The sequence below is a fragment of the Vogesella sp. LIG4 genome (assembly GCF_900090205.1).
GTDB lineage: Bacteria > Pseudomonadota > Gammaproteobacteria > Burkholderiales > Chromobacteriaceae > Vogesella.
The window spans coordinates 3,841,679-3,864,659 of sequence record NZ_LT607802.1 but is presented as its reverse complement, the minus strand read 5'-3'; the positions used below and the strand labels follow the sequence as shown (position 1 = coordinate 3,864,659).

The following is a 22,981-nucleotide window of genomic DNA, read 5'->3' as shown; positions in this document are numbered from 1 at the left end:
CGGCTTGCTCAAAAACAAGAGCCGGCCCCATGCGGCCAACCTTCATCCGCTATAGCCGCTACTGAGTCAGGCTGGCTGCTGGTGTCCGCTTTGAAACGCACAAAGGCAGCGGTTGCTCGCTGCCTTTGCGCTGATGCCATGCGGCCAACTTAGAACGCGTAGATCATCTGCATGCCAAAGATGTCGTTGTTCTTGCTGGCACTGCCATCGGCCTTCTGGAACACACCCTGGTTGGCCCAGTCGTGACGGTATTCCATCTTCACGGTTACCTGATCGGTCGGGTAGAACAGCAGATCCAGCGCGATGTCCTGACGGTTGGCGCCCTTGCAGTCAAAGCCGCTGTTGGCACTGTTGGCCAGGCAGGTCGGGTCGATACCAAAGCCGTTGTAACCATCCATGCCGCTGGTGGAATCAAGCACGATGCCGCCACCGCCGCCACCATTCTTGCTGTTGTTCAGGTAGTCGTAACGCGCAGTCACGCCCATGCGGCCGAACAGCTCGGTGGAGAACTTGCGGTGCGCCAGCAGCGACAGGCCGTACCAGCGCGCATCGCCACCGTTCCACGCGGCCTTCTTCTGCACGCCATAATCCAGCTCGGCGTTGTACTGCGTGTCGGCCAGGGTGTAGGTGGCATCCACTTCGGTGAAGTAGTAGTTGCTGTACGGCGAGCTGGCCGTACATTGCGCGCCAAAGCCGGTGTTGCCGGATGCACAGTTAGGTTTGCCGGTGGAAGAGTCGGTCGGGGTCAGCAGGGTCTGGCGACCGGCGTTGACGGACCAGCCCAGATCCAGCGCGCTGGACCAGGTGTAGTCGGCACGGGCGGTGATGGTCGGGGTCTTGTTGCTGTGCTGGACATCGTTGCTGTCGGTCACGCTGGCACCCTTGGTGCGGTACTGTTCGTTACCGACGAAGAAGCGCCAGGCCCAGTTGCCGGTGCTGTAGTTGGCGCCGGCGCCCACGTAGCTGCCCGGGTCGCTGAAGTCGTACAGCAGGTTGTGGGTCAGCGTCAGCATCTGGTTGGATTGCTGGTATTCGTAACCGCCGAAGCTCGGAATCAGACCAGCCACGAAGGTGGTGGATTCGTTCAGCGGCAGGTTGATCTGCGCGGTGTTGATCGGATTGTTGCCGATGCTGCCGCCATCGTTGCTCAGCAGGGTGTTGCCGTTGCCGCGGTTGGGCAGCAGGCTGAACTCGATGCTCGGGGCCATCGGGCCGACGCCGAAGGTTTTCTTGATGTCCAGGTACACGTCGCCGAACGAGCTGTTGTCGTAGGCATAGGTGGAGCTGTGGTTGACGAAGTTGAACGACGAGCTGCCGGCGTTGCGGTTGTACATGTACACCGGGTCCAGGTAGCCGGTAATGCTCAGGCCGGCCAGCGGGCCTTCGTCGGACGCCTGCGACAGGGCGTCGACTTTCATCTTGGTGTTGGCCTGGCTCTGCTTCATTTCCTGCAGCTCGCCCTGGGTCAGTCTGGCCGGTGCATTGTCATCGTCTTCGCCAGCGNTGGCGGCCGGGGCCGCTTTGGCCTGTTCCAGCTCGGTGACCTTCTGTTGCAGGGCCTTCAGCTGTTCCTGCAGCAGCTTGATCTGGTCGGCGGTGCTATCCGCAAACGCNGCGGCGGGCAGGCTGGCGATGATGGCCGCGATTAGTGCCTTCTTCATGGTTACTCCCCTGGTTGTCCAAGACTTCTTGGGCGGGGGCGGCAATGGCCGCTCCCAACTTGGTACACCTATCAACCAAAGGTTGGCCGCCTTGCTGTTTGCATTGCACCGCCCTTCCGCGAGGCGCAAGGGCGGTGCAACAGGTTCAGCCTGGCCGCATGCGGCCAACCTTTGACGGTCCTGCTTGTGTTTATTCCTGCACGAACGCCAGGCGCATTTCTTCGGCGCGGCGGCGTTCCTGGGCGCGCATGAACTGGTTGGCCAGCACCACGCCCACGGTCACCACGGTGATGAACAGGGTGGCCAGGGCGTTCATTTCCGGGTTCAGACCCAGACGTACCCGCGAGAAGATCACCATCGGCAGCGTGGTGGAGCCCGGGCCGGACAGGAAGGCCGAGGTCACCAGGTCGTCCAGCGACAGGGTGAACGACAGCAGCCAGCCGGAGACCAGCGCCTGCGAGATCAGCGGCAGGGTGATCACGAAGAAGATCTTCAGCGGGGTGGCACCCAGGTCCATCGCCGCTTCTTCCAGCGACATGTTCAGCTCGCGTACCCGCGACTGCACCACGATGGCCACGTAGGACACGCACAGCACGGTGTGACCGATCCAGATGGTGGTCAGCCCGCGGCCTTCCGGCCAGCCGAACAGCTGCTCCATGTTGACGAACAGCAGCAGGATGGAGATGCCGATGATCACTTCCGGCATCACCAGCGGCGCGTTGATCATGCCGGCGAACAGGGTGAACAGGCGGAAGCGGCCGAAGCGCGCCAGCACGTAGCCGGCCACGGTGCCGATCACCACCGAGGAGCAGGCGGTGAGGATGGCCACTTTCAGGCTCAGCCAGGCNGCGCTCAGCAGTTCGTCGTCATTGAGCAGCGCGGCGTACCACTTGGTGGAGAAGCCGGACCACACGGTGACCAGTTTCGATTCGTTGAACGAGTACAGCACCAGCAGGACGATGGGCAGATACAGGAATGCGTAGCCCAGCCCGAGCACGGTGTAGGACAGCGGTTTGCTCGGCTTGATCATTGGTGATCCCCTTCCATTTCTTTCACCTGGTAGTGCTGGAACAGTGCCATCGGCAGCAACAGCAGCAGCACCATCGCGCAGGTCACGGCGGACGCCATCGGCCAGTCGACGTTATTGAAGAACTCTTCCCACATCACGCGGCCGATCATCAGCGTGTCGGAGCCGCCCAGCAGTTCCGGAATCACGTACTCGCCCACCGACGGGATGAACACCAGCAGGCTGCCGGCGATGATGCCGTTCTTGGACAGCGGCAGGGTCACCTGCAGGAAGGCCTTCCACGGCTTGGCGCCCAGGTCGTAGGCCGCTTCCAAGAGGCGCAGGTCCATTTTCACCAGGTGGGCGTACAGCGGCATGATCATGAACGGCAGGTAGGAGAACACCATGCCGATATACACACCCCAGTTGGTGTGATAGATGCGCAGCGGCTCGTGGATCACCCCCAGCCACATCAGGAACTGGTTGAGGAAGCCGTCGTTCTTCAGGATGCCGATCCAGGCGTAGACGCGGATCAGGTAGGAAGTCCAGAACGGCAGCATCACCATCATCATCAGCGTGTTGCGGTTGGATTCCGAGGCGCGGGCGATGTAGTACGCCATCGGGTAGCCGATCAGCAGGCACAGCAGGGTGGAGACGACGGCCATCTTCACCGACGACAGATAGGTGGCCAAGTACAGGTCGTCATGCAGCATGAACAGGTAGTGATCCAGGCTCAGCGTGATCTTGACGATGTTGTCCTGGATGTCCAGCAGGCTGGTATACGGCGGTACCCCCAGGCGCAGCTGGGCAAAGCTGATGGTCAGCACCAGCAGGAACGGCACCAGGAAGAAGATCAGCAGGAAGACAAAGGGGAACGCGACCACCCCCGTGCGGCCCGAAGGCAGCCAGCGTTTGAGCAACTTGTTCATTTTGTCAGCACCACGGAACTGGATTCGGCCCAGCTGACGAACACTTCGTCGCCGTAGGACGGGGCATCGTCGCGCAGCAGCGCCAGGCTAGGCATATTGGCCATCACCACCTTGCCATTTTCCAGGGTGACGTGGAACAGGGTGTAGCTGCCCATGTAGGCCAGGTTGCTCACCACGCCCTGTGCCCAGTTGTACGGGGTGTCCGGCTTGCTGCGGGCGACCTGGATGCGTTCCGGGCGTACCGACACGCTCACTTCCATGCCCTGCGGGCCGGTGATGCCGTGGTTGATGTACAGGCGGTTGGGCATGTCATCGGTTTCCACGTACACGTGGTCGCGCTCGTCTTCCACCACGCGGCCCTTGAACAGGTTGGTGGAGCCGATGAATTCGGCGGAGAAGCGGCAGTTCGGGTATTCGTACACTTCGTGCGGGGTGCCGATCTGGATGATCTTGCCCTCGTTCATCACCGCCAGGCGGCTGGCCATGGTCATGGCTTCTTCCTGGTCGTGGGTCACCATCACACAGGTCACGTCCACTTGCTCGATGATGTTCACCAGTTCCATCTGGGTGGCCTGGCGGATTTTTTTGTCCAGTGCCGACATCGGTTCGTCCAGCAGCAGCAGCTTGGGACGTTTCACCAGGCTGCGCGCCAGCGCCACGCGCTGTTGCTGGCCGCCGGACAGCTGGTGCGGCTTGCGCTTGGCGAACTTGCGCATCTGCACCAGTTCCAGTGCGTTGTCGACGCGTTCCTGGATTTCGTTCTTCGGCACGCCTTCCTGTTTCAGGCCGAACGCGACGTTGCTTTCCACGCTCATGTGCGGGAACAGCGCGTAGGACTGGAACATCATGTTGACCGGGCGCTTGTAGGGCGGGATCTTGGCCAGATCGTCGCCATCGATCAGCACGCGGCCGGAGGTGGCGGTTTCGAAGCCGGCGAGGATGCGCAGCAGGGTGGATTTACCGCACCCCGAGCTCCCCAGCAGAGCGAACAGCTCGTTCTTGGCCACGCTCAGGCTCACATGATTGACGGCAGTCGCGTCGCCGAACTTCTTGACCACATCGATGACTTCGATAAAACCGGTCTTGGCGCCACGGATGGCATCCTGCTCCAAACGACTCATGGCTTTGCTCATGATTTTCTCTTCAATATTGAATGGCTGAAATGAGGTTGGCCGCACCCGGGGCCGGCCTGCCGCTGGCAGGGGCCCGGATGTGGCGCAATGGCTTGGCTTGGCGTGGCTTAGTGGCCGGTTTTCAGTTGTACCCACAGCCGGTTTTCCAGGCGCAGGATTTCCGGTGGCAGCGGTTTGAGCAGGAAGAGGGTCTTCATGACCGATTCAGGCGGGAAGATGGTGCTGTCGTTGGCGATCATCGGCAGCATGTAGCTGCGGGCCGGTACGGTGGCTGTGGGGTAGAACACCTTGTTGGTGATGTCGGCGCCGACCTGCGGGCTGAGGATGTAGTTCATCCACTTGTGGGCGGCTTCCGGGTTGGGCGCGTCCTTGGGAATGGCCATCAGGTCCACCGACAGCGGCGCGCCGCTCTTCGGAATCACGTACTGGATCTTGTAGCTCTTGCCGGCTTCGGCGGCGCGACGCTTGGCGATGTTGATGTCGCCGGACCAGCCGAAGGCGAAGCAGACGTCGGCGTTGGCCAGGTCATTGATGTAGCCGGAGGAGTTGAACTGGGTGATGTGGGGGCGAATCGTCTTCAGGGTCTGGAACGCGGCCTGGTAGTCGGCCGGGTTGGTGCTGTTCGGGTTTTTGCCCAGGTAGTGCAGGGTGGCGGCGAATACGTCGGTGGGGGAATCCAGCACCGACACACCGCAACTCTTCAGCTTGGAGAGGTATTCCGGCTTGAACATGATGTCCCAGCTGTCCAGCGGGGCATTGGCGCCCAGCGCGGCGTTCACCTTGTTGACGTTGTAACCCAGGCCATCGGTAAACCAGGCATACGGCACGCCGTACTTGTTGCCCGGGTCGGCGCTTTCGACCAGCTTCATCAGCGTCTTGTCGAGGTTGTTCCAGTTGGGAATCTTGCTGCGGTCGAGCTTGAGGTAGATGCCGGCGGCTGCCTGGCGGCCCAGGTAGTTGGAGGTCGGCACCACGATGTCGTAGCCGGCCTTGCCGGTGAGCAGCTTGCCCTGCAGGGTGTCATCGCTGTCGTAGACATCGTATTTGATCTTGATGCCGCTTTGCGTCTCGAAATTCTTTACCGTGTTGGGGCCGATGTAGTCGGACCAGTTGTAGATGTTGAGGGTCTCGGCCTGGCTGGAGGTGGCCGCGGCGAGTAGCAGGCTGGCGGCAATGATGGTGGGTGTGCGCATGGCGTTCTCTCCTGTTGTAGCTGTGCTATTGGCTTTGTGGGGCAGGGCGGGCCGGGCGGGAATGCTGCTGGGGGCTGCCCGGCCCGGCCTGTTTACTTCACGCCGATCTCTGCCGCGGTGCGGTCCACGGCGATACGGGTCTTGTCGATCAGCTCGTCGATTTCGCTGCGGGTGATCACCAGTGCCGGCGCCATGATCATGCGGCCCAGGGTGGAGCGGATGATCACGCCCTCCTCGAAGCCGATGGTGCGGCAGCGCCAGGTGATGTCGGACTCGTTGGCAAAGCGCTGGCGGGTGGTCTTGTCCTGGCAGAACTGCAGCGCGGCCACCAGGCCGGTGCCCTGGATTTCGCCCACCAGCGGGTGCTTGTCGAACACTTCGCGCAGGCACTTTTGCAGGTAGGGGCCGGTGTCGCTCTTGACGCGATCAACGATGCCTTCACGCTGCAGCGCGTCCAGGTTGGCCAGTGCTACCGCGGCGGCTACCGGGTGGCCGGAGTAGGTGAGGCCGTGGGCGAACACGCCGCCGTGTTCCACCAGTGCCTCGCCCATGCGGCGCGACAGCACCAGGCCGCCCATCGGGATGTAGCCGGAGGTGAGGCCCTTGGCGATGCTGAGGGTGTCCGGCTGGAAGCCGAAGTGCTGGCTGGCGAACCATTCGCCGGTGCGGCCAAAGCCGCCGATCACTTCGTCGGCGCACAGCAGTACGTCGTACTGGCGGCAGATGCGCTGGATTTCCGGCCAGTAGCTCTCCGGCGGGAAGATCATGCCGCCGGCACCCTGGAACGGCTCGGCCACGAAGGCGGCCACGTTGTCGGCGCCCAGTTCCAGAATCTTGTCCTCCAGCTCCTGTGCGCACTTGCGGCCGAATTCCGCCGGGCTCAGGTTGCCGCCATGGGCAAACCAGTACGGCTCGCCGATATGCACCACGTTCGGAATCGGCAGGTCGCCCATCTCGTGCATGAACTTCATGCCACCCAGGCTGGCGCTGCCCACGGTGGAACCGTGGTAGCCGTTGTGGCGGCCGATGAAGATCTTCTTGGTCGGCTTGCCCACCACATCCCAGTAGCGGCGCACGGTGCGGATCAACAGCTCGTTGGATTCCGAGCCGGAGTTGGTGTACACCACGTGGCTGTAGTCGCCCGGCAGCAGGGAAAACAGCCGCTCGGTCAGCTCGTTCACCGCCGGGTGGGTGGTGTGGAAGAACACGTTGTAGTAGCTGAGCTGTTCCAGCTGCTTGGTGGCGGCAGCGATCAGATCCTGGCGGCCGTAGCCGACGTTGGTGCACCACAGGCCGGACATGCCGTCCAGGTACTTGTTGCCCTCGGTGTCCCACAGGTAGACGCCCTGGCCTCTGGCCATCACGCGCGGGCCTTCCTGGTTCAGCGCCTTCTGGTCGAGGAAGGCATTGATGTGGTGGGCGGCGTCGATGGCCTGGTAGCGTTGGGTGGCCGGCTTGGCTTGCTGACTCATGATGATTCTCCGGGTGCTGTGCCTTAGCTGCGGAACTGCAGCCAGGTGGTTTTGAGTTGGGTGAACTTGTCGACGGCGTGCAGCGACAGGTCGCGGCCGAAGCCGGATTGCTTGTAGCCGCCGAACGGGATGCCTGGGTCGAGTGCATCGACGGTGTTGACCGACACGGTGCCGGCGCGCAGCTGGCGCGCCACGCGGTGGGCGCGCGACAGGTCGTTGGTCCAAACGGACGCGGCCAAACCGTAGATGCTGTCGTTGGCCAGCGCCACGGCTTCGGCCTCGGTATCGAAGGTCATTACCGCCAGTACCGGGCCGAATACTTCTTCGCGCGCCAGCGTCATGTCCGGGGTGACATCGCTGAAGATGGTGGGGCGGATGTAGCAGTCGCTGCCATTGATGCTGGCGCGCTCGCCGCCGCACAGCAGGCTGGCGCCTTCGCTACGGGCGGTCTCCACGAAGCCCATGATGCGTTCGGCCTGGCGGGTGTCGACGATGGTGCCGGTGCGGGTGGCCGGGTCCAGCGGGTTGCCCGGCTGCAGCGCGTCCACTTGTTTGAGCAGCTTCTGCAGGAAGGCATCCTTGATCGAGCGCTGCAGCAGCAGGCGCGAGTTGGCCGAGCACACCTGGCCCTGGTTGAAGAAGATGCCGAAGGCGGCGCGCTGCGCGGCGGCGTCCAGGTCGCTGTCTTCGAACACCAGGTTCGGGCTCTTGCCGCCGCACTCCAGCCACACCATCTTCATGTTGGATTCCGAGGCGTAGCGCAGGAAGTATTTGCCCACCTCGGTGGAGCCGGTGAAGCTCAGGCAGTCGATGTCCTGGTGCAGGCCCAGCGGGCGGCCCACTTCTTCGCCGTAGCCCGGCAGCACGTTGAGCACGCCGTCCGGCAGGCCGGCTTCCTGGGCCAGTTCGGCCAGGCGCAGCGCGGACAGCGGTGACTGCTCGGCCGGCTTCAGGATCACGCTGTTGCCGGCGATCAGCGCCGGTGCCAGCTTCCACGCCGCCATGTCCAGCGGGAAGTTCCACGGAATCACCGCGGCCACCACGCCCACCGGCTCGCGGGTGATCAGCGCCAGTGCGTCGCTGGCGGTGGGGGCCACTTCGTCGTACAGCTTGTCGGCGGCTTCGGCGTACCAGTCGAATACGGCAGCGGTGCCCGGCACGTCGATGGTGCGGGCATCGGCGATCGGCTTGCCCATGTCCAGGCAGTCCAGCAGCGCCAGTTCATCGGCGTTGTCACGGATCAGTGCGGCCAACCTTTGCAGCACGGCCTTGCGCTCGCGCGGGTGGCAGCGCGACCACACGCCGGCTTCGAAGCTGGCGCGGGCGGCCAGCACGGCCTGGTTCACGTCGGCCTCGCCACAGCGGGCGATGTCGCCCAGCGACTGGCCATTGATCGGGCTGATATCGGGGAAGGTGCGGCCGTCTGCGGCCGGAACGAACTGACCGTTGATAAACGCCTGGCAGCGCGGGCGCAGGGCGGCGGCGCGTTGTTGCCAGTACGACAGGTCGTGCAGGGTCATGGCTATCACTCCGGTAGGGGCGCGACGGTGGTGGGGTTGGCCGCGGAGCCGCTAGCCGTGTCGCGCCTAGTGGGGTCATACTAGCCAGCCCCCCGGGTGACGGACATTACGCAGAGACGTTAGCGGGAAGGGGTAGAACTAACCCTATCGAGGTAGGCGGCAATGCAGTTGAACGTGGCGGACCTGGCGTTTCACCAGCGCCTGGGCAGGCTGGTGGACAGCCTGGATAACGAGTCCTTCTGGCAGCACCTGGCGGCATTCCTGCGCGAGCAGCTGGTATTCGATACCTGGGTGGCGGTGCTGTTTCGCCCCGGCGTACCGCCGCTGGTGCTGGCGGACAGTGCGGTGAACTACGCCAACGACGACTTGTTCGCCGACTACATGCGTGGCCTGTACCTGCTGGACCCGTTCTATGCGTTTGCGCTCAAGTGCGCGCAGCCCGGGGTGTACCGGCTGGACGAGGTGGCGCCGGACAGCTTTCGCGATACCGAGTACTTCAAGCACTACTTCTCGCGCAATGTGGTCACCGACGAAGTGCAGTTCCTGCTGCCGATGGCCAGCGGCACGCTGTCCTTGTCGCTGGGCAGCAAACGGCGCTTTTCCGATACCGATATCGGGTTGTGCTGCCTGTTCGCACCATGGCTGCTGCCGCTGCTGCGCCAGGCTGCACGGCTGGAGGAGCGGCTCAGCCAGCCGGTGCCGCCGGATGCGGCGCAGAGCCGGCAGCAGCTGGAGGAGGCGCTGCGCCTGCGCGGTACGCCGGCGCTGACCAACCGCGAGGTGGAAGTGGCGCTGCTGATCCTGGGCGGCCACTCCACCAAGGGCGTGGCGCGCGAGCTGGACATCTCGCTGGAAACCGCCAAGGTGCACCGCCGCAACCTGTACGCCAAGCTGGGCGTTTCCAGCCAGGCGGCGCTGTTCCTGCTGTTTGCCGAGATGAAATGAGCACCCTGCAACAGGGGCGTGTTGCGGCAAAACACGGCATGCCGCGCACATTGATTCCAGGTTTTCTCCGGCAATGCCTGCGGCATCAGTTTTGCTGTTGCGGCCAACGTTTGTGCCTGCTGGCAACCAGGATGCGGCGGGAATTACGGGTTTATGTATTCCGGTTAGCAGTTTGCACCCGGGTACTGGCATTCCGTGCAGGTGGCGGCGCGCAGGGCCGGCGGTCGCTTGTGCAGTAAATTCACATTTGACTACAATTGCCTGAAACTCGACTTCATCGACATTTCCGGGCGTTTTTCTGGCATATCGTGCCAGATGAATGCCCCTGGTCCGGGCGGTATGGCGGCTGTACTGCCGGGCGCTGGCAGCTTGTGGATGGGGCGCTCAACGCCGCGAAAGCCAGGTATATGTCAAGTTTCCGCTCACGCATTTACATCATCGACGACGATGAAATCATTCTCTGGATGTTCAAGGAGCTGCTCCGCGACCTTGATGCCGATCTGTGCGTGTTCTCCTCCGCCATCGAATTCCTCGATGCCTATTCGCCGCTGCCGTCCGAATGCCTGATCTGCGACCTGCGCATGCCGGAAATCGGCGGCCTGCAGGTGCAGCAGCGCCTGCTGCAGGCCGGGCGGCATCTGCCCATCATCTTCGTATCCGCCCACTCCGACGTGCGCTCCGCGGTGGAAGCGATGAAGCAGGGTGCTTTCGACTTTCTGGAAAAGCCGGTCAACAGCAACCTGTTGATCGAAAAGGTGCAAAGCGCGCTGATGCACAGCCGCAGCATGCATGCCCAGCACCTTGCCGACAGCACCCGCCAGGCGCGGCTGTCGCTGCTGACGCCACGCGAGGTGCAGATCGTGGAGTTGCTGGTGGCCGGCAAATCCAGCAGCCAGATCGCAGAGGAACTCGACCTGAGCGCCCGCACGGTGGAGAACCATCGCGCCCGGCTGAAGGAAAAGCTGCATATCTCTTCCACGGTGGAGCTGATCAAGCTGTTTCTATAGTTTTCTCCCTGGGTCGCGACTACGTAGAACTCCGCACATGACTTGAGTATTTCTACTCTACCGGCTGGTTCGTAACTGTCTTTATCTTCGCCTAGCCTTAGTGGCAGGAGGGAATGATGACGACACCAAATACGACGAACCGCCGTTGGCTGCTGCCGCTGCTGGCCGTGATCAATCTGGCGGTCTGCGCCTTGCTGGCCGGGCAATGGTGGTATGGCCTGGTGTACGGATTGCTCTTTGCCGTGCCGCTGATGCTGCTGGCGCGCCAGGGCGCCGCCACCATCGTGCAGCCGGCTGTCGAGCCACAGGCCGATAATGCCAAAGACATGATTGCCGGGAGCGGCTTCAGCCATTTCTTTGCCGAAGTGATCCCGTTCTGGAGCCGCAATCTGGAACTGGTGCGCGAGCAGACCCGCGAGGCTATCGAAAGCCTGGTACTGCGCTTCGCCTCGCTGTCCGACATGATCCGTGACAGCCGCCGCCACGGCAGCGACGAGAATCTGGTGATCGACGCCATCGTCGAAACCCGCAGCGGCCTGCAGCAGATCACCGCCACCCTCAACCGCACCCAGGAGTTCCGCCAGGCCATCGTCGAGCAGATCGCCAGCATCTCGCGCTATTCCGGCGACCTGAAGAATATGGCCGAGCGCGTCGGCGCCATTGCCGCGCAGACCAACCTGCTGGCGCTGAACGCGGCCATCGAGGCGGCGCGCGCCGGCGAGGCCGGCCGCGGCTTTGCCGTGGTGGCCGACGAAGTGCGCAAGCTGTCCACCGAATCCGGCGCCACCGGCAAGCAGATCCAGGAAATGGTGGACGCCGTCAGCGGCACCATCGACGCCGCCATCAGCACCGCCAATGGTTTCTCGCAGCAGGAAAGCGAACTGGTGGCCGCCAGCCATCACACCGCCGGCATCATCATCGACCGCTTCCAGCACACCGCCGACACCCTGTCCGGCTCGCTGGCCGCGCTGCGCGACGAGCAGTCGCGGGTGGAGGCCGACATTGCCGAGGTGCTGGTGGGCCTGCAGTTCCAGGACCGCGTGCAGCAGATCATCGGCCACGTGCTGGACGACATGTCGCGCGCCGAAACCGCCGCGCGCAGCGAACACCTTCCCGATAGCCGGGCCTGGCTGGACAAGCTGGCCGCGGCCTACACCACGCTGGAGCAGCAGGCCGTGCACTATGGCCCGGGCCATACCGCCAGCCAGCAGTCTTCCGGCGTGACTTTCTTCTGAGTTAGGACAAACCCATGAGCCGATCGATTCTCATCGTTGATGATTCCCTGAGCATGCGCCAGACGCTGGCAATCGCCCTGCGCGCCGGCGGTTACGAAGTGACCGAAGCCGTGGATGGCAAGGATGCGCTGACCAAGCTGGATGGCCGCAAATTCAACCTGATCATCTCCGACGTCAACATGCCCAATCTGGACGGCATCAGCTTCGTCAAGCAGGCCAAGCTGCTGCCGGCTTATCGTTTCACCCCGGTGCTGATGCTCACCACCGAGGGCGACGAGAAGAAAAAGATGGAGGGCAAGGCCGCCGGCGTGAAGGCGTGGATCGTCAAACCGTTCCAGCCGCCGATGCTGCTGGATGCCGTCAGCAAACTGATCGCCGCCTGAGGCTGCCATGGCCCTGACCTGCACCCACCACGAAGACAGTTGCGAGCTGGCCCTGGAAGGGGCGCTGACCATCATGGAGGCGACGGAGCTGCGCGACCAGCTGGCGCTGGCGCTGGTTACCGCGCACGGCCCGGTGCAGATGGACCTGTCGCGGGTTACCGAGCTGGACAGCAGCGGCCTGCAGTTGCTGCTGGCGCTGCTGCGCGAAGGCGGCCAGGTGCGGCTGAGCGCACTCAGCGCCGTCGTGCGCGCGCGCATCGAACGATTCGGCCTGGGGGCCGCGCTGCGGCTGGAAGGAGGGCAGGATGGAGCTTGACGAGGCGCTGGCATCGCTGGTGCAGGAGGCGCGCGAGCTGCTGACGCAGATGGAGGCCGCGCTGCTGGAAATCGAGGAATACGGCAGCGACGACGAACGCATCAATGCCGTGTTCCGCGCCGCGCACACCATCAAGGGCTCGGCCGGGCTGTTCGCGCTGGATCTGATCGTGAACTTTACCCACGTGATGGAAAGCGTGCTGGTGCGGGTGCGCAACGGCGAACTGGTGATCGATGCGGCGCTGTCGGCGTTGCTGCTGGCTTGCGGCGACTACATGGCCAGCCTGATCAATGCACTGGAAGAAGGCGACAGCAGCCACGACCCGGCGCCGGAAACCCGCGCCGAACTGTTGGCCGCATTGAGCCTGCGGCTGGACGACACGCACGCGGCGCCGGCCGGCAGCCCGGAGGCCGTGGCGGCCGCGCCCGCTGCCGGGCAGGGCTGGCACATCCGCCTGCAGCCGTCGCCCGACCTGCTGCGCATGGGCATGGACCCGCTGTCCTTCATCCTCTACCTGGAACGCTACGGCACCCTGCAGCGGGTGGAAACGCATTACCCCGAGCTGCCGTCGCTGGCCGACCTGGACCCGGAAACCTGCTACCTGTCGTTCGATATCGAGCTGCTGACCGAGGCCAGCCAGGACGTGGTGCTGCAGGCATTCGAATTCATCGCCGACGACTGCCACATCGACATCGCGCCACTGGCCGTGCCGGAAGCCGTGGCCGACAGCGAGCTGTCGCCAGATCAGTTGCCGGATCAGTTGCCAGATCAGTTGCCAGATCAGTCGATGAACGAGCCGGTTGAAGCACCCGGCGCCGTGGCAGCGCCGGCCGTGGCCGGCAAGCCTGCGGCCAACCCTGCCGGCCCCAAGATGCGCGCCAGCGACCGCGGCGAGCAGACGCTGATCAAGATCGAGGCGCGCAAGCTCGACCAGCTGATCGACGCGGTGGGCGAGATGGTGATTGCCACCGCCGGTACCCGGGTGTTGGCCGCACGCGGCAGCGACACCGCCTTGCGCGAGGCGCTGGCCGAGCTGGAAATGGTGGTGGAACGCATCCGCGACCGTTCGCTGGAGCTGCGCATGACGCCGATAGGCGACGTGTTCCAGCGCTTTCCGCGCGTGGTGCGCGATGTGTCCAAGGAGCTGGGCAAAAAGATCGAGCTGTCGATCAGCGGTGCCGAGACCGAGCTGGACAAATCCATGGTGGAAAAACTGTCCGACCCGCTGCTGCACATCGTGCGCAACGCGCTGGACCACGGCATCGAGCCTACCGGCGAGCGCCTGGCCGCCGGCAAGCCGGAGCACGGCAACCTGCGGCTCAATGCCTACCATGAGTCCGGCAGCATCGTGGTGGAAATCAGCGATGACGGCCGCGGCCTGAACAAGGCACGCATCCACGCCAAGGCGGTGGAGAAGGGGCTGATCACCCCGGAAACGCAGCTGAGCGACGAGGACACCTTCGGCCTGATCTTTGCCGCCGGCTTCTCCACCGCCGAGAAAGTCACCGACATTTCCGGCCGTGGCGTGGGCATGGACGTGGTACGGCAGAACATCAGCCAGCTGCGCGGCAACATCCAGATCAGCTCGCAGGAGGGCGTGGGCACCACCTTCCGCATCCAGCTGCCGCTGACGCTGGCCATCATTGATGGCTTCCAGGTGATGGTGGGCGGCAGCAGCTTCATCCTGCCGCTGGACCTGGTGGAAGAGTGCGTGGATGTGAGCGACCGGCGCGAGGACAGCCACGTGGTGGCGCTGCGCGGCGAGCCGCTGCCCATCATCGACCTGGCGGAAGTGTTCGGCCTGGCGCGGCAGCACGGCGGCCGGCAGTCGCTGGTGGTGGTGCGCTACGGCCAGCGCCGCGCCGGCATCCTGGTGGACCGTTTCATGGGGGAAATGCAGGCGGTGATCAAGCCGCTGGGGCAGCTGCTGCGCGGGGTGCGCGGGCTGGGGGGCTCGACGATCCTGGGGGATGGCCAGGTGGCGCTGATCCTGGACGTGCCGCACCTGGTGCAGCAGGAAAGCCTGGGCCGCTTGCAGGGCAGGACGGTGCCGGAGCGCTGAGTCGGGGCATTGTCGGAACGCAGGGTTAACAGACCATGCCGTCGCAGAACGGCGCTGGAGAGAAAAATGAGTTTGCTGAAAAGAATGATGATTCTGGTGCTGGCCGGTCTGGCCGGTATCGTGCTGCTGGCCGGCCTCGCCCAGCGGCAGATGGGCCAGGTATACGATGCGGCCAACTTTGCCAACGTCAACGTGGTGCCCAGCCTGGTGGACCTGCAGCATGCCTATACCCCGCTGGCCAGTAGCCGGGTGATCCTGTGGCAGGCCATGTCCGAGACCGAGCCTGCGCGCGTGGCGGGCATGGAGGCCAAGATCCAGACGCTGGACAAGGCCATCGACGACGCACTTAACAAGTACGAAAAAGACGACATCACCGACGACAAGGATCGCGCCGGCCTGAACGAGGAGCGTGCGGCGCTGGCCGCTTACCGCGAGCTGCGCGGCAAGGCGCTGGATCTGCTGCATCAGAACAGGAATGCGGAGGCGCGTGCGCTGCTGCTGGCCAACCAGAGTGTTGTGCTCAAGGTGGACGAAGCGTTCAACGGCCATTACCAGCTGAACATCGACATCGGCAACAAGGGTGCGCAGGACGGCCTGGAGCTGAAGCAGCACGCGGCCTTGCTGTCGATGAGTATTGCCGGGGCGACCATCCTGGCGCTGGCGCTGATCGCCTTCTTCGTGGTGCGCAGCATCATGCGGCAGATCGGCGGCGAGCCGGCGGCAGTCAGCGAAGTCGTGCGCAAGATCGCCGGCGGCGACCTGACGGTGCAGGTGGACATCAAGCCGGGCGACACCACCAGCCTGCTGGCGTCGGTGAGGCTGATGGTGGACAAGCTGGCGGCCATCATCGCCGAAGTGCGCACCGCGGCGGAAAGCCTGGCCTCGGCCTCGGAGGAGGTGTCCGCCTCGTCCAGCACCCTGAGCCAGAACGCCACCGAACAGGCCTCCAGCGTGGAGCAGACCAGCTCGTCGATGGAGGAAATCTCCTCCACCGTGGCGCAGAACGCCGAGAACGCTTCGGTGACCGACGGCATGGCGTCCAGGTCGGCGCGTGATGCGCGTGACGGCGGCAAGGCGGTGGCGGAAACCGTGGGAGCGATGCGCAAGATCGCCGAAAAGATCGGCATCATCGACGATATTGCCTACCAGACCAACCTGCTGGCGCTGAACGCGGCCATCGAGGCGGCGCGCGCCGGCGACCACGGCAAGGGCTTTGCCGTGGTGGCGGCGGAAGTGCGCAAGCTGGCCGAACGCTCGCAGGTGGCGGCGCAGGAAATCAGCGGCCTTGCCAACAACAGCGTGGGTCAGGCGGAAAACGCCGGCAAGCTGCTGGAAGAAATGGTGCCGGCCATTGGCAAGACCGCCGACCTGGTGAAGGAAATCGCCGCCGCGTCTGCCGAACAGCGCGGCGGGCTGGAGCAGATCAACGGCGCCATCTCCCAGCTGTCGCAGACCACCCAGGCCAACGCCTCGGCCTCGGAAGAGCTGTCGGCCACGGCGGAAGAAATGAGCGCGCAGGCGATCCAGCTGCAGGAATTGATGCAGTTCTTCCGCACCCATGACAACGGCCGCCGTCAGGGCATGGCTGCCAGCACCGGCCAGGGGCGCAAGGCTGGCGTCATGGGCGGCAAGCGCCCGCCCTTGTCCGGCGACATCGACGATGCGGCGTTCGTGAATTTCTGAGGAGCCGCAGCATGTTGCCAAGCCGCGCCCCCGAGCAGTACCTGACCTTCACCCTTGGCCAGAGCCTGTACGCGGTGCAGATCGCGCCTATCCGCGAAATCATCGAATACCCGGGGCTGACCGAGATTCCGATGACGCCGGCCTTCCTGCGCGGGGTGATCAACCTGCGCGGCGCGGTGGTGCCGGTGATCGACCTGGCGGTGCGCTTTGGCCGCGGGCAGACCGGGGTTGGCCGCAGGACCTGCATCGTCATTACCGAGATCGGCGGCGACAAAGGCCCGCTACCGCTGGGCATCCTGGTGGACGGGGTGAACGAAGTGCTGGAAGTGAGCGCGGAGCAGGTCGAGGACAAGCCGGACTTCGGCCTCGGGCTACGCCCGGAGTTCGTGCGCGGCATGATCCGCCAGCAGAACAGATTCATCGTGATGCTGGACATTGGCCACGTGCTGTCGGTGGCCGAGCTGGAGCAGTTGGTCGAGGTAGAGACCGGCGCTGCAGCCGCAGCAGTGACAGTGGGGTAAGGGCATGACCGCGGGTCACGTCCGGAAGAGCAACACCTGACCATTAGTCTGGAGTAATGCCATGCTTGCCAAGCTTTCCATCAAGGCCAAGATCGGCGCACTGCTGTTCGTCGCCATACTGGCACTACTGATCGTGGTGCTGATTTCCTTCCGCGGCATGCAGAACAACCGCGAGATGATCTACGAGATCGGCGGCAACCGCATGCCCTCGGTGCAGGGCCTGCAGATGATGAACGAGGCGCAGACCGCCATCCGCTCCGCCTCGCGTGCCATCAACGCGCTGGCGGCCTATCCGGATCAGCTGGGGGACCTCGACCAGCAGCTGGAACGGAAAAAGCAGGCCTGGGAGCGGGTGGACAAGGGCTGGAAGATCTACGAGCCGCTGCCGCAAACCGACGAGGAGGCCGTCATCTGGAAGCAGTTCGTACAGGACTGGAACAGCTGGAAGGGCTACGACGACAAGATCACTGCCACCGCGGTGGAGCTGAAGCAGGCCACCACCCCGGAGAAGCGCACCGAGCTGTTTGCCAGCATCAACCGCCAGCTGCAGGAAAACCGGGCGCGCTTCGGTACCGCCGAGGCAGGTCTTGGCAAGCTGATCGAGCTGAACATGAAGCTGGGGGCGGATGCGGTAACCCAGGCCAATAGCGGTGCCGACCACGCGTTGCTGGCGATGTACATCGCCTCCGGCATTGCGCTGACGCTGCTGCTGCTGATCGGCCTGGTGATCCTGCGCAGCGTGCTGCAGCAGCTGGGTGGCGAGCCGGCGGAAGTCAGCGATATCGTGCGCAAGATTGCCGGTGGCGACCTGACGGTGCAGGTGGACATCAAGCCGGGCGACACCACCAGCCTGCTGGCCTCGGTGAAGCAGATGGTGGACAAGCTGTCGGCCATCATTGCCGAGGTGCGTACCGCGGCGGAAAGCCTGGCTTCGGCCTCGGAAGAGGTGTCCGCCTCGGCCAATACCCTCAGCCAGAACGCCACCGAGCAGGCCTCCAGCGTGGAGCAGACCAGTTCGTCGATGGAGGAAATTTCCTCCACCGTGGCGCAGAACGCCGAGAACGCCTCGGTGACCGACGGCATGGCGTCCAAGTCGGCGCGTGATGCCCGCTCCGGCGGCGAAGCCGTTATCCAGACGGTAAGCGCCATGCGCAAGATCGCCGAGAAGATCAGCATCATCGACGACATCGCCTACCAGACCAACCTGCTGGCGCTGAACGCGGCCATCGAGGCGGCGCGGGCGGGCGACCACGGCAAGGGCTTTGCCGTGGTGGCGGCGGAGGTACGCAAGCTGGCCGAGCGCTCGCAGGTGGCGGCGCAGGAAATCAGCGGCCTCGCCGACAACAGCGTGGACCAGGCGGAAAGTGCCGGCAAGCTGCTGGAAGAAATGGTGCCGTCCATCGGCAAGACCGCCGACCTGGTGAAGGAAATCGCTGCCGCTTCGGCCGAACAGCGCGGCGGGCTGGAGCAGATCAACGGCGCCATCACCCAGCTGTCGCAGACTACCCAGGCCAATGCCTCGGCCTCGGAAGAACTGTCGGCCACGGCGGAAGAAATGAGCGCGCAGGCGATCCAGCTGCAGGAGCTGATGCAGTTCTTCCGCACCCATGACAGCGGGCGTGGCAGCGTGGTGTCGCTGCATGCCGGGCGCAACAAGAGCAAGGGCAGGGGTTTCGCCGGGCACCGTGCGGCGCCCGGCGGTGAAATCGATGACTCGGCGTTCGTGAATTTCTGAGGACAAGGCCATGTCGGTGACCATCGCTCCCGAGCAATACCTGACCTTCACCCTGGGCCGCGACATCTACGCGCTGCAGATCGCGCCTATCCGCGAAATCATCGAATACCCCGGCCTGACCGAGATTCCGATGACGCCGGAGTTCCTGCGCGGGGTGATCAACCTGCGCGGCGCGGTGGTGCCGGTGATCGACCTAGCGGTGCGCTTTGGCCGCGGCCTGACCAAGGTTGGCCGCAGGACCTGCATCGTCATTACCGAGATTGCCGGCGACAACGGCCCGCTGCCGCTGGGCATCCTGGTGGACGGGGTGAACGAAGTGCTGGAAGTGGGCGCGGAGCAGATCGAGGACAAGCCGGACTTCGGCCTGGGGCTGCGCCCGGATTTCGTCAGCGGCATGATCCGCCACCACAACGACTTCATCGTGATGCTGGATATCGGCCACGTGCTGTCGGTGCACGAGCTGGAGAAACTGGTGGAGGGCGACACGGCGCCGCTGGAAAGCGTGGCAGCGGGATGATGCGGAACCCATGCCGATGAATGCCGTGCTTACCCAGGCCATAAGCCAGGAGGCTTTCCTGCAGATTCAGCAGCTGTTTCATCGCGCCAGCGGCATTCTGCTGCCCAGCAGCAAGATGCCGCTGGTGGCGAGCCGGCTGCGCTGCCGACTGGTGTTGCACCAGTTGCCGGATTTCGACGCCTACTGCCGGCTGCTGCACGGCCGCGACGGGCAGGAAGAGGCCCGCATCGTGGTGGATCTGCTCACCACCAACGAAACCTATTTCTTTCGCGAGCCGGTGCATTTCAACCACCTGGCCGAGCAGGTGCTGCCGACGTTCGGCAGCCGCGAGGTAAAAGTATGGTGTGCGGCATCGTCCAGCGGCGAGGAGCCGTACAGCATCGCCATGACACTGGACAAGCAGCTCGGTGCCGATGGCCGCTGGAGCGTGCTGGCCACCGACCTGTCGCGGCGCATGCTGGAGCGGGCGCGGCGCGGCGTGTATGCGATGGCGCGGCTGGACAATATGCCGCCGGACGTGCTGCGCAACTACTGCCTGCGCGGCACCGGCCAGTACCAGGGCATGCTGCGGGTGGCGCCGGGCCTGCGCGAGCGGGTGCAGTTTGCCGAACATAACCTGACTCACCGGCCGGAAGGCATGGGGCCGTTCGATGTGATTTTCATGCGTAATGTGCTGATCTATTTCGATGTGAAGACCAAGGAGCGCATTGTTTCCCTGGCGCTGCAGGCGCTGCGCCCCGGTGGCTGGCTGTATGTCGGCCGTTCCGAAACCCTGTATGGCATGGACCTGCCGCTGGATAACCTCCAGCCTTCGATCTATCGCAAGAGCGGCGCAGCATGAGACGCTGGGTGGGTATCGGCGAAATCCAGGCCGGGCAGCGTGGCGATGTCCTGGCGGCAGTGCTGGGCTCCTGCGTCAGCACCATTCTGTGGCATGCGCCCAGTGGCAAGGCGCTGATGAACCATGTGCTGCTGCCGCAGCGGCTGGTCAAGCGCAACGACGATGAGCCGGGGCGCTATGCCGATGAATCCTGGCAGATGATGCAGCGCCTGCTGGCCAGGGAAGGCATGCCGCTGCAGGAGTGCACGTGTTACGTGGTGGGTGGCGGTTACGGTTTCGAGCAGGGCCCGCAGGATGTGGGCGGGCGCAATGTGGCGCAGGTCATGGCGCTGCTGCAGCAGGCGCGCGTGCAGGTGGACAGTTGCGATGTGGGCGGCAACTGGTACCGTACCGTGCAGTTCAACCTGGCGGATGGCACTTTGCGCATCCGCCGTCACAAGACCGCGCGGCCACGCAAGCCCGAGCTTGCGCGGCGGCAACAGGGGGCCTAGGCATGATCAAGGTGATGATCGTAGACGACTCCGCCGTGGTGCGCTCCGTGATCAGCGATATCCTGCAGCGCGAGCCGGACATCAAGGTAATCGCTACCGCGCCGGACCCGGTGTTCGCGCTGGGCAAGATGAACCAGCAATGGCCGGACGTGCTGATCCTGGATATCGAAATGCCGCGCATGGACGGGCTGACCTTCCTGCGCCAGATCATGAGCCAGCGCCCGACGCCGACGGTGATCTGCTCCACGCTGACCACGGAAGGCGCGGAAATCACCCTGCAGGCGCTGCGCGCCGGCGCGGTGAGCATCGTGGCCAAGCCCACCGCCGGGCTGAGCGACTTCCTGCGCAGCCAGGACGAGGACATCGTGGCGGTGGTGCGCGCCGCCGCCAGCGCCAACCTGTCGCGGCTGCGCAGCAATGCCGCCAGCGCCGCCGCGACGGCGGCCGCACCGCCCAAGCTCACCGCCGACGCCATCCTGGAGCCGCCGCGCAACACGCCGCGGCTGTCGCAGACCACCGACCGCGTCATCGCCATCGGCACCTCCACCGGCGGCACCCAGGCGCTGGAATACCTGCTGCCGCGGCTGCCGCCCAGCGTGCCGGGGCTGGTGATCGTGCAGCACATGCCGGCGCAGTTCACGCAGAGCTTTGCCCGGCGGCTGAACGACCTGTCGCGCATCGAGGTGAAGGAGGCTGCCAGCGGCGACCGGGTGGTGACCGGCCGCGCGCTGATCGCCCCCGGAGGGCGGCACATGCTGCTCAAGCGCAATGGCGCGCAGTACGTAGTGGACGTGGTGGACGGCCCGCCGGTATCGCGGCACCGGCCATCGGTGGACGTGCTGTTCCGCTCGGTGGCCAAATCGGCCGGCGCCAACGCGCTGGGCGTGATCATGACCGGCATGGGCGACGATGGCGCGCGCGGCATGAAGGAGATGCACGATGCCGGCGCGCCGACCGTGGCGCAGGACGAGGCCAGCTGCATCGTGTTCGGCATGCCCAAGGAGGCGATTCGTCATGGTGGTGCTGCCGAGGTGGCGGCGCTGGAAGATATTCCCGCAATGATTGTGCGCTATGGACACGCAAATTGAACTCTCGCCGCTGATCCGCCGCTTTGGTGTGCTGGTGGTGGATGACAGCGCGGTGCAGCGCCACAGCGCGGTGGAGCTGCTGCGCGGCATGGGGGTGGAGCAGCTGTACGAGGCCGCCGACGGCCACGATGCGCTGAAACTGCTGCGCATGCTGCAGCCCACGCCGGCGGTGATTCTGCTGGACCTGGAAATGCCGGGCATGGACGGCATCGAAACCGCGCAGCAGCTGGTGCAGGAGGAAAACTGCCCCAGCCTGCTGATTGCCAGCAGCGCCGAACCATCGATTCTCAATGCCGTGGCCGGCATGGCCGAGGCACTGGGCCTGCCGCTCTTGGGCACGCTGCGCAAGCCGCTGACACAGCAGACGCTGTCGCTGGCGCTGGCACACTTCGAGAGCACCCACGTCAAGGGCGTGGCCGCCACGCCGCCGCCGCAGGTGGCGGTGCCGGCGCTGGCCGAGGCGCTGCAGCAGCGGCAGATCATTCCCTACTACCAGCCCAAGATCCGCATGGCCGACGGCGAAGTGGCCGGGCTGGAGGCGCTGGCGCGCTGGCGGCAGCCGGACGGCAAGCTGGTGCCGCCGGTCAGCTTTATCGAGGTGGCGGAAAAGAACGGCCTGATCGACGAGCTGACGCTGACCATTCTCGACCAGGTGCTGCATGACCTGGTGCGCTGGCATGCGCTGGGCTTCAACCCGACGGTGGCGATCAACGTGTCGGCGCCATCGCTGTCCGACCGCGGCTTCGGCAATGCCATCATCGAACGCACGGCTGCGGCCAACATTCCGCCGTCCGCCATTGTGCTGGAGATCACCGAAAGTGCGCTGGTGGGCGACCTGGCTGCGGCGCTGGGTACGCTGGGCCGGCTGCGGCTGAAGGGCTTCGGGCTGTCCATCGACGACTACGGCACCGGCTTCTCGTCAATGCAGCAGCTGTCGCGGCTGCCGTTCAGCGAGCTGAAGCTGGATGGCTCCTTCGTGCGCCACTCGCCGGACAAGTGGCAGCTGCGTACCATTCTGGAAGCGGCGGTGAGCATGGGGCAGCGCCTGGGCCTGGCCACGGTGGCGGAAGGGGTGGAAACCCAGAAGGAGCTGGCCCTGCTGTACAGCCTGGGCTGTGAATATGCGCAGGGCTACCTGATTGCGGCGCCAATGCCGGCGGCGGAGCTGCCGGCCTGGGCAGGGCGGGAGCGCGAGCGGCTGCAGGGCATCTGCCGTCTGGCGGCTGCCAGCCGGGGAGGCTGA

The 22,981-nt window shown here is 64.6% G+C and carries 21 protein-coding genes; 14 read left to right on the top strand and 7 right to left on the bottom strand.

Annotated elements, in window-relative coordinates:
• Positions 1–149: 149 nt before the first annotated feature.
• From PSELUDRAFT_RS17880 to PSELUDRAFT_RS17850, 7 genes are all read right to left on the bottom strand, one after another.
• Positions 150–1,661, bottom strand: a complete 1,512-nt coding sequence (locus tag PSELUDRAFT_RS17880; RefSeq protein WP_088968111.1) for a DUF3138 family protein — start codon at positions 1,659–1,661, stop codon at positions 150–152.
• A gap of 190 nt (positions 1,662–1,851) precedes the next feature.
• Entirely contained in the window at positions 1,852–2,691 is an 840-nt protein-coding gene (locus PSELUDRAFT_RS17875; RefSeq protein ID WP_088967922.1) for an ABC transporter permease subunit, read from the bottom strand.
• On the bottom strand, positions 2,688–3,596 hold the full coding sequence (locus PSELUDRAFT_RS17870; RefSeq protein WP_088968110.1) for an ABC transporter permease subunit: 909 nt from the start codon (positions 3,594–3,596) through the stop codon (positions 2,688–2,690). Before PSELUDRAFT_RS17870 ends, PSELUDRAFT_RS17875 begins: the two co-directional genes overlap by 4 nt.
• Positions 3,593–4,729 (bottom strand): ABC transporter ATP-binding protein, encoded by a 1,137-nt coding sequence (locus tag PSELUDRAFT_RS17865; protein ID WP_088968109.1) that lies wholly within the window; start codon positions 4,727–4,729, stop codon positions 3,593–3,595. The genes PSELUDRAFT_RS17870 and PSELUDRAFT_RS17865 overlap by 4 nt, the downstream gene beginning before the upstream one ends.
• Before the next feature lie 107 nt (positions 4,730–4,836).
• Entirely contained in the window at positions 4,837–5,922 is a 1,086-nt protein-coding gene (locus tag PSELUDRAFT_RS17860) for a polyamine ABC transporter substrate-binding protein (protein ID WP_088968108.1), read from the bottom strand.
• Positions 5,923–6,014: 92 nt separating this feature from the next.
• Complete coding sequence (locus tag PSELUDRAFT_RS17855) at positions 6,015–7,394, bottom strand: aspartate aminotransferase family protein (protein WP_088968107.1); 1,380 nt, start codon at positions 7,392–7,394, stop codon at positions 6,015–6,017.
• Positions 7,395–7,417: 23 nt separating this feature from the next.
• Positions 7,418–8,914: an aldehyde dehydrogenase gene (locus tag PSELUDRAFT_RS17850; RefSeq protein WP_197693908.1), complete on the bottom strand. Its 1,497-nt coding sequence runs from the start codon at positions 8,912–8,914 to the stop codon at positions 7,418–7,420.
• A 162-nt stretch (positions 8,915–9,076) separates the two neighbouring features.
• Between PSELUDRAFT_RS17850 and PSELUDRAFT_RS17845 the strand changes: the two genes are divergently transcribed.
• From PSELUDRAFT_RS17845 to PSELUDRAFT_RS17780, 14 genes are all read left to right on the top strand, one after another.
• A complete protein-coding gene (locus PSELUDRAFT_RS17845; RefSeq protein ID WP_088968106.1) occupies positions 9,077–9,859 on the top strand; it encodes a response regulator transcription factor in 783 nt (260 codons plus the stop codon).
• A 407-nt stretch (positions 9,860–10,266) separates the two neighbouring features.
• On the top strand, positions 10,267–10,866 hold the full coding sequence (locus PSELUDRAFT_RS17840) for a response regulator transcription factor (protein WP_088968105.1): 600 nt from the start codon (positions 10,267–10,269) through the stop codon (positions 10,864–10,866).
• Positions 10,867–10,982: 116 nt separating this feature from the next.
• Positions 10,983–12,101 (top strand): methyl-accepting chemotaxis protein, encoded by a 1,119-nt coding sequence (locus tag PSELUDRAFT_RS17835; protein ID WP_157725172.1) that lies wholly within the window; start codon positions 10,983–10,985, stop codon positions 12,099–12,101.
• Positions 12,102–12,115: 14 nt separating this feature from the next.
• Positions 12,116–12,484, top strand: a complete 369-nt coding sequence (locus PSELUDRAFT_RS17830; RefSeq protein WP_088968103.1) for a response regulator — start codon at positions 12,116–12,118, stop codon at positions 12,482–12,484.
• A gap of 7 nt (positions 12,485–12,491) precedes the next feature.
• Positions 12,492–12,800, top strand: coding sequence for an STAS domain-containing protein (locus tag PSELUDRAFT_RS17825; protein ID WP_088968102.1), 309 nt, complete (start codon positions 12,492–12,494; stop codon positions 12,798–12,800).
• On the top strand, positions 12,790–14,862 hold the full coding sequence (locus PSELUDRAFT_RS17820) for a chemotaxis protein CheA (RefSeq protein WP_088968101.1): 2,073 nt from the start codon (positions 12,790–12,792) through the stop codon (positions 14,860–14,862). The genes PSELUDRAFT_RS17825 and PSELUDRAFT_RS17820 overlap by 11 nt, the downstream gene beginning before the upstream one ends.
• A gap of 66 nt (positions 14,863–14,928) precedes the next feature.
• Positions 14,929–16,545 (top strand): methyl-accepting chemotaxis protein, encoded by a 1,617-nt coding sequence (locus PSELUDRAFT_RS17815; protein WP_088968100.1) that lies wholly within the window; start codon positions 14,929–14,931, stop codon positions 16,543–16,545.
• Between the two features lie 11 nt (positions 16,546–16,556).
• Positions 16,557–17,066 (top strand): chemotaxis protein CheW, encoded by a 510-nt coding sequence (locus PSELUDRAFT_RS17810; protein ID WP_088968099.1) that lies wholly within the window; start codon positions 16,557–16,559, stop codon positions 17,064–17,066.
• 61 nt (positions 17,067–17,127) lie between these two features.
• Complete coding sequence (locus PSELUDRAFT_RS17805) at positions 17,128–18,801, top strand: methyl-accepting chemotaxis protein (protein ID WP_088968098.1); 1,674 nt, start codon at positions 17,128–17,130, stop codon at positions 18,799–18,801.
• Positions 18,802–18,811: 10 nt separating this feature from the next.
• Positions 18,812–19,318 (top strand): chemotaxis protein CheW, encoded by a 507-nt coding sequence (locus PSELUDRAFT_RS17800; protein ID WP_088968097.1) that lies wholly within the window; start codon positions 18,812–18,814, stop codon positions 19,316–19,318.
• 16 nt (positions 19,319–19,334) lie between these two features.
• Positions 19,335–20,159 carry a protein-glutamate O-methyltransferase CheR gene (locus PSELUDRAFT_RS17795; RefSeq protein ID WP_197693907.1) on the top strand — a complete coding sequence of 275 codons (825 nt, stop codon included), beginning with the start codon at positions 19,335–19,337 and terminating at the stop codon, positions 20,157–20,159.
• A complete protein-coding gene (locus PSELUDRAFT_RS17790) occupies positions 20,156–20,650 on the top strand; it encodes a chemotaxis protein CheD (protein WP_088968096.1) in 495 nt (164 codons plus the stop codon). The genes PSELUDRAFT_RS17795 and PSELUDRAFT_RS17790 overlap by 4 nt, the downstream gene beginning before the upstream one ends.
• Before the next feature lie 2 nt (positions 20,651–20,652).
• Positions 20,653–21,738, top strand: coding sequence for a chemotaxis response regulator protein-glutamate methylesterase (locus PSELUDRAFT_RS17785; RefSeq protein WP_088968095.1), 1,086 nt, complete (start codon positions 20,653–20,655; stop codon positions 21,736–21,738).
• On the top strand, positions 21,722–22,981 hold the full coding sequence (locus tag PSELUDRAFT_RS17780; protein WP_088968094.1) for an EAL domain-containing protein: 1,260 nt from the start codon (positions 21,722–21,724) through the stop codon (positions 22,979–22,981). The genes PSELUDRAFT_RS17785 and PSELUDRAFT_RS17780 overlap by 17 nt, the downstream gene beginning before the upstream one ends.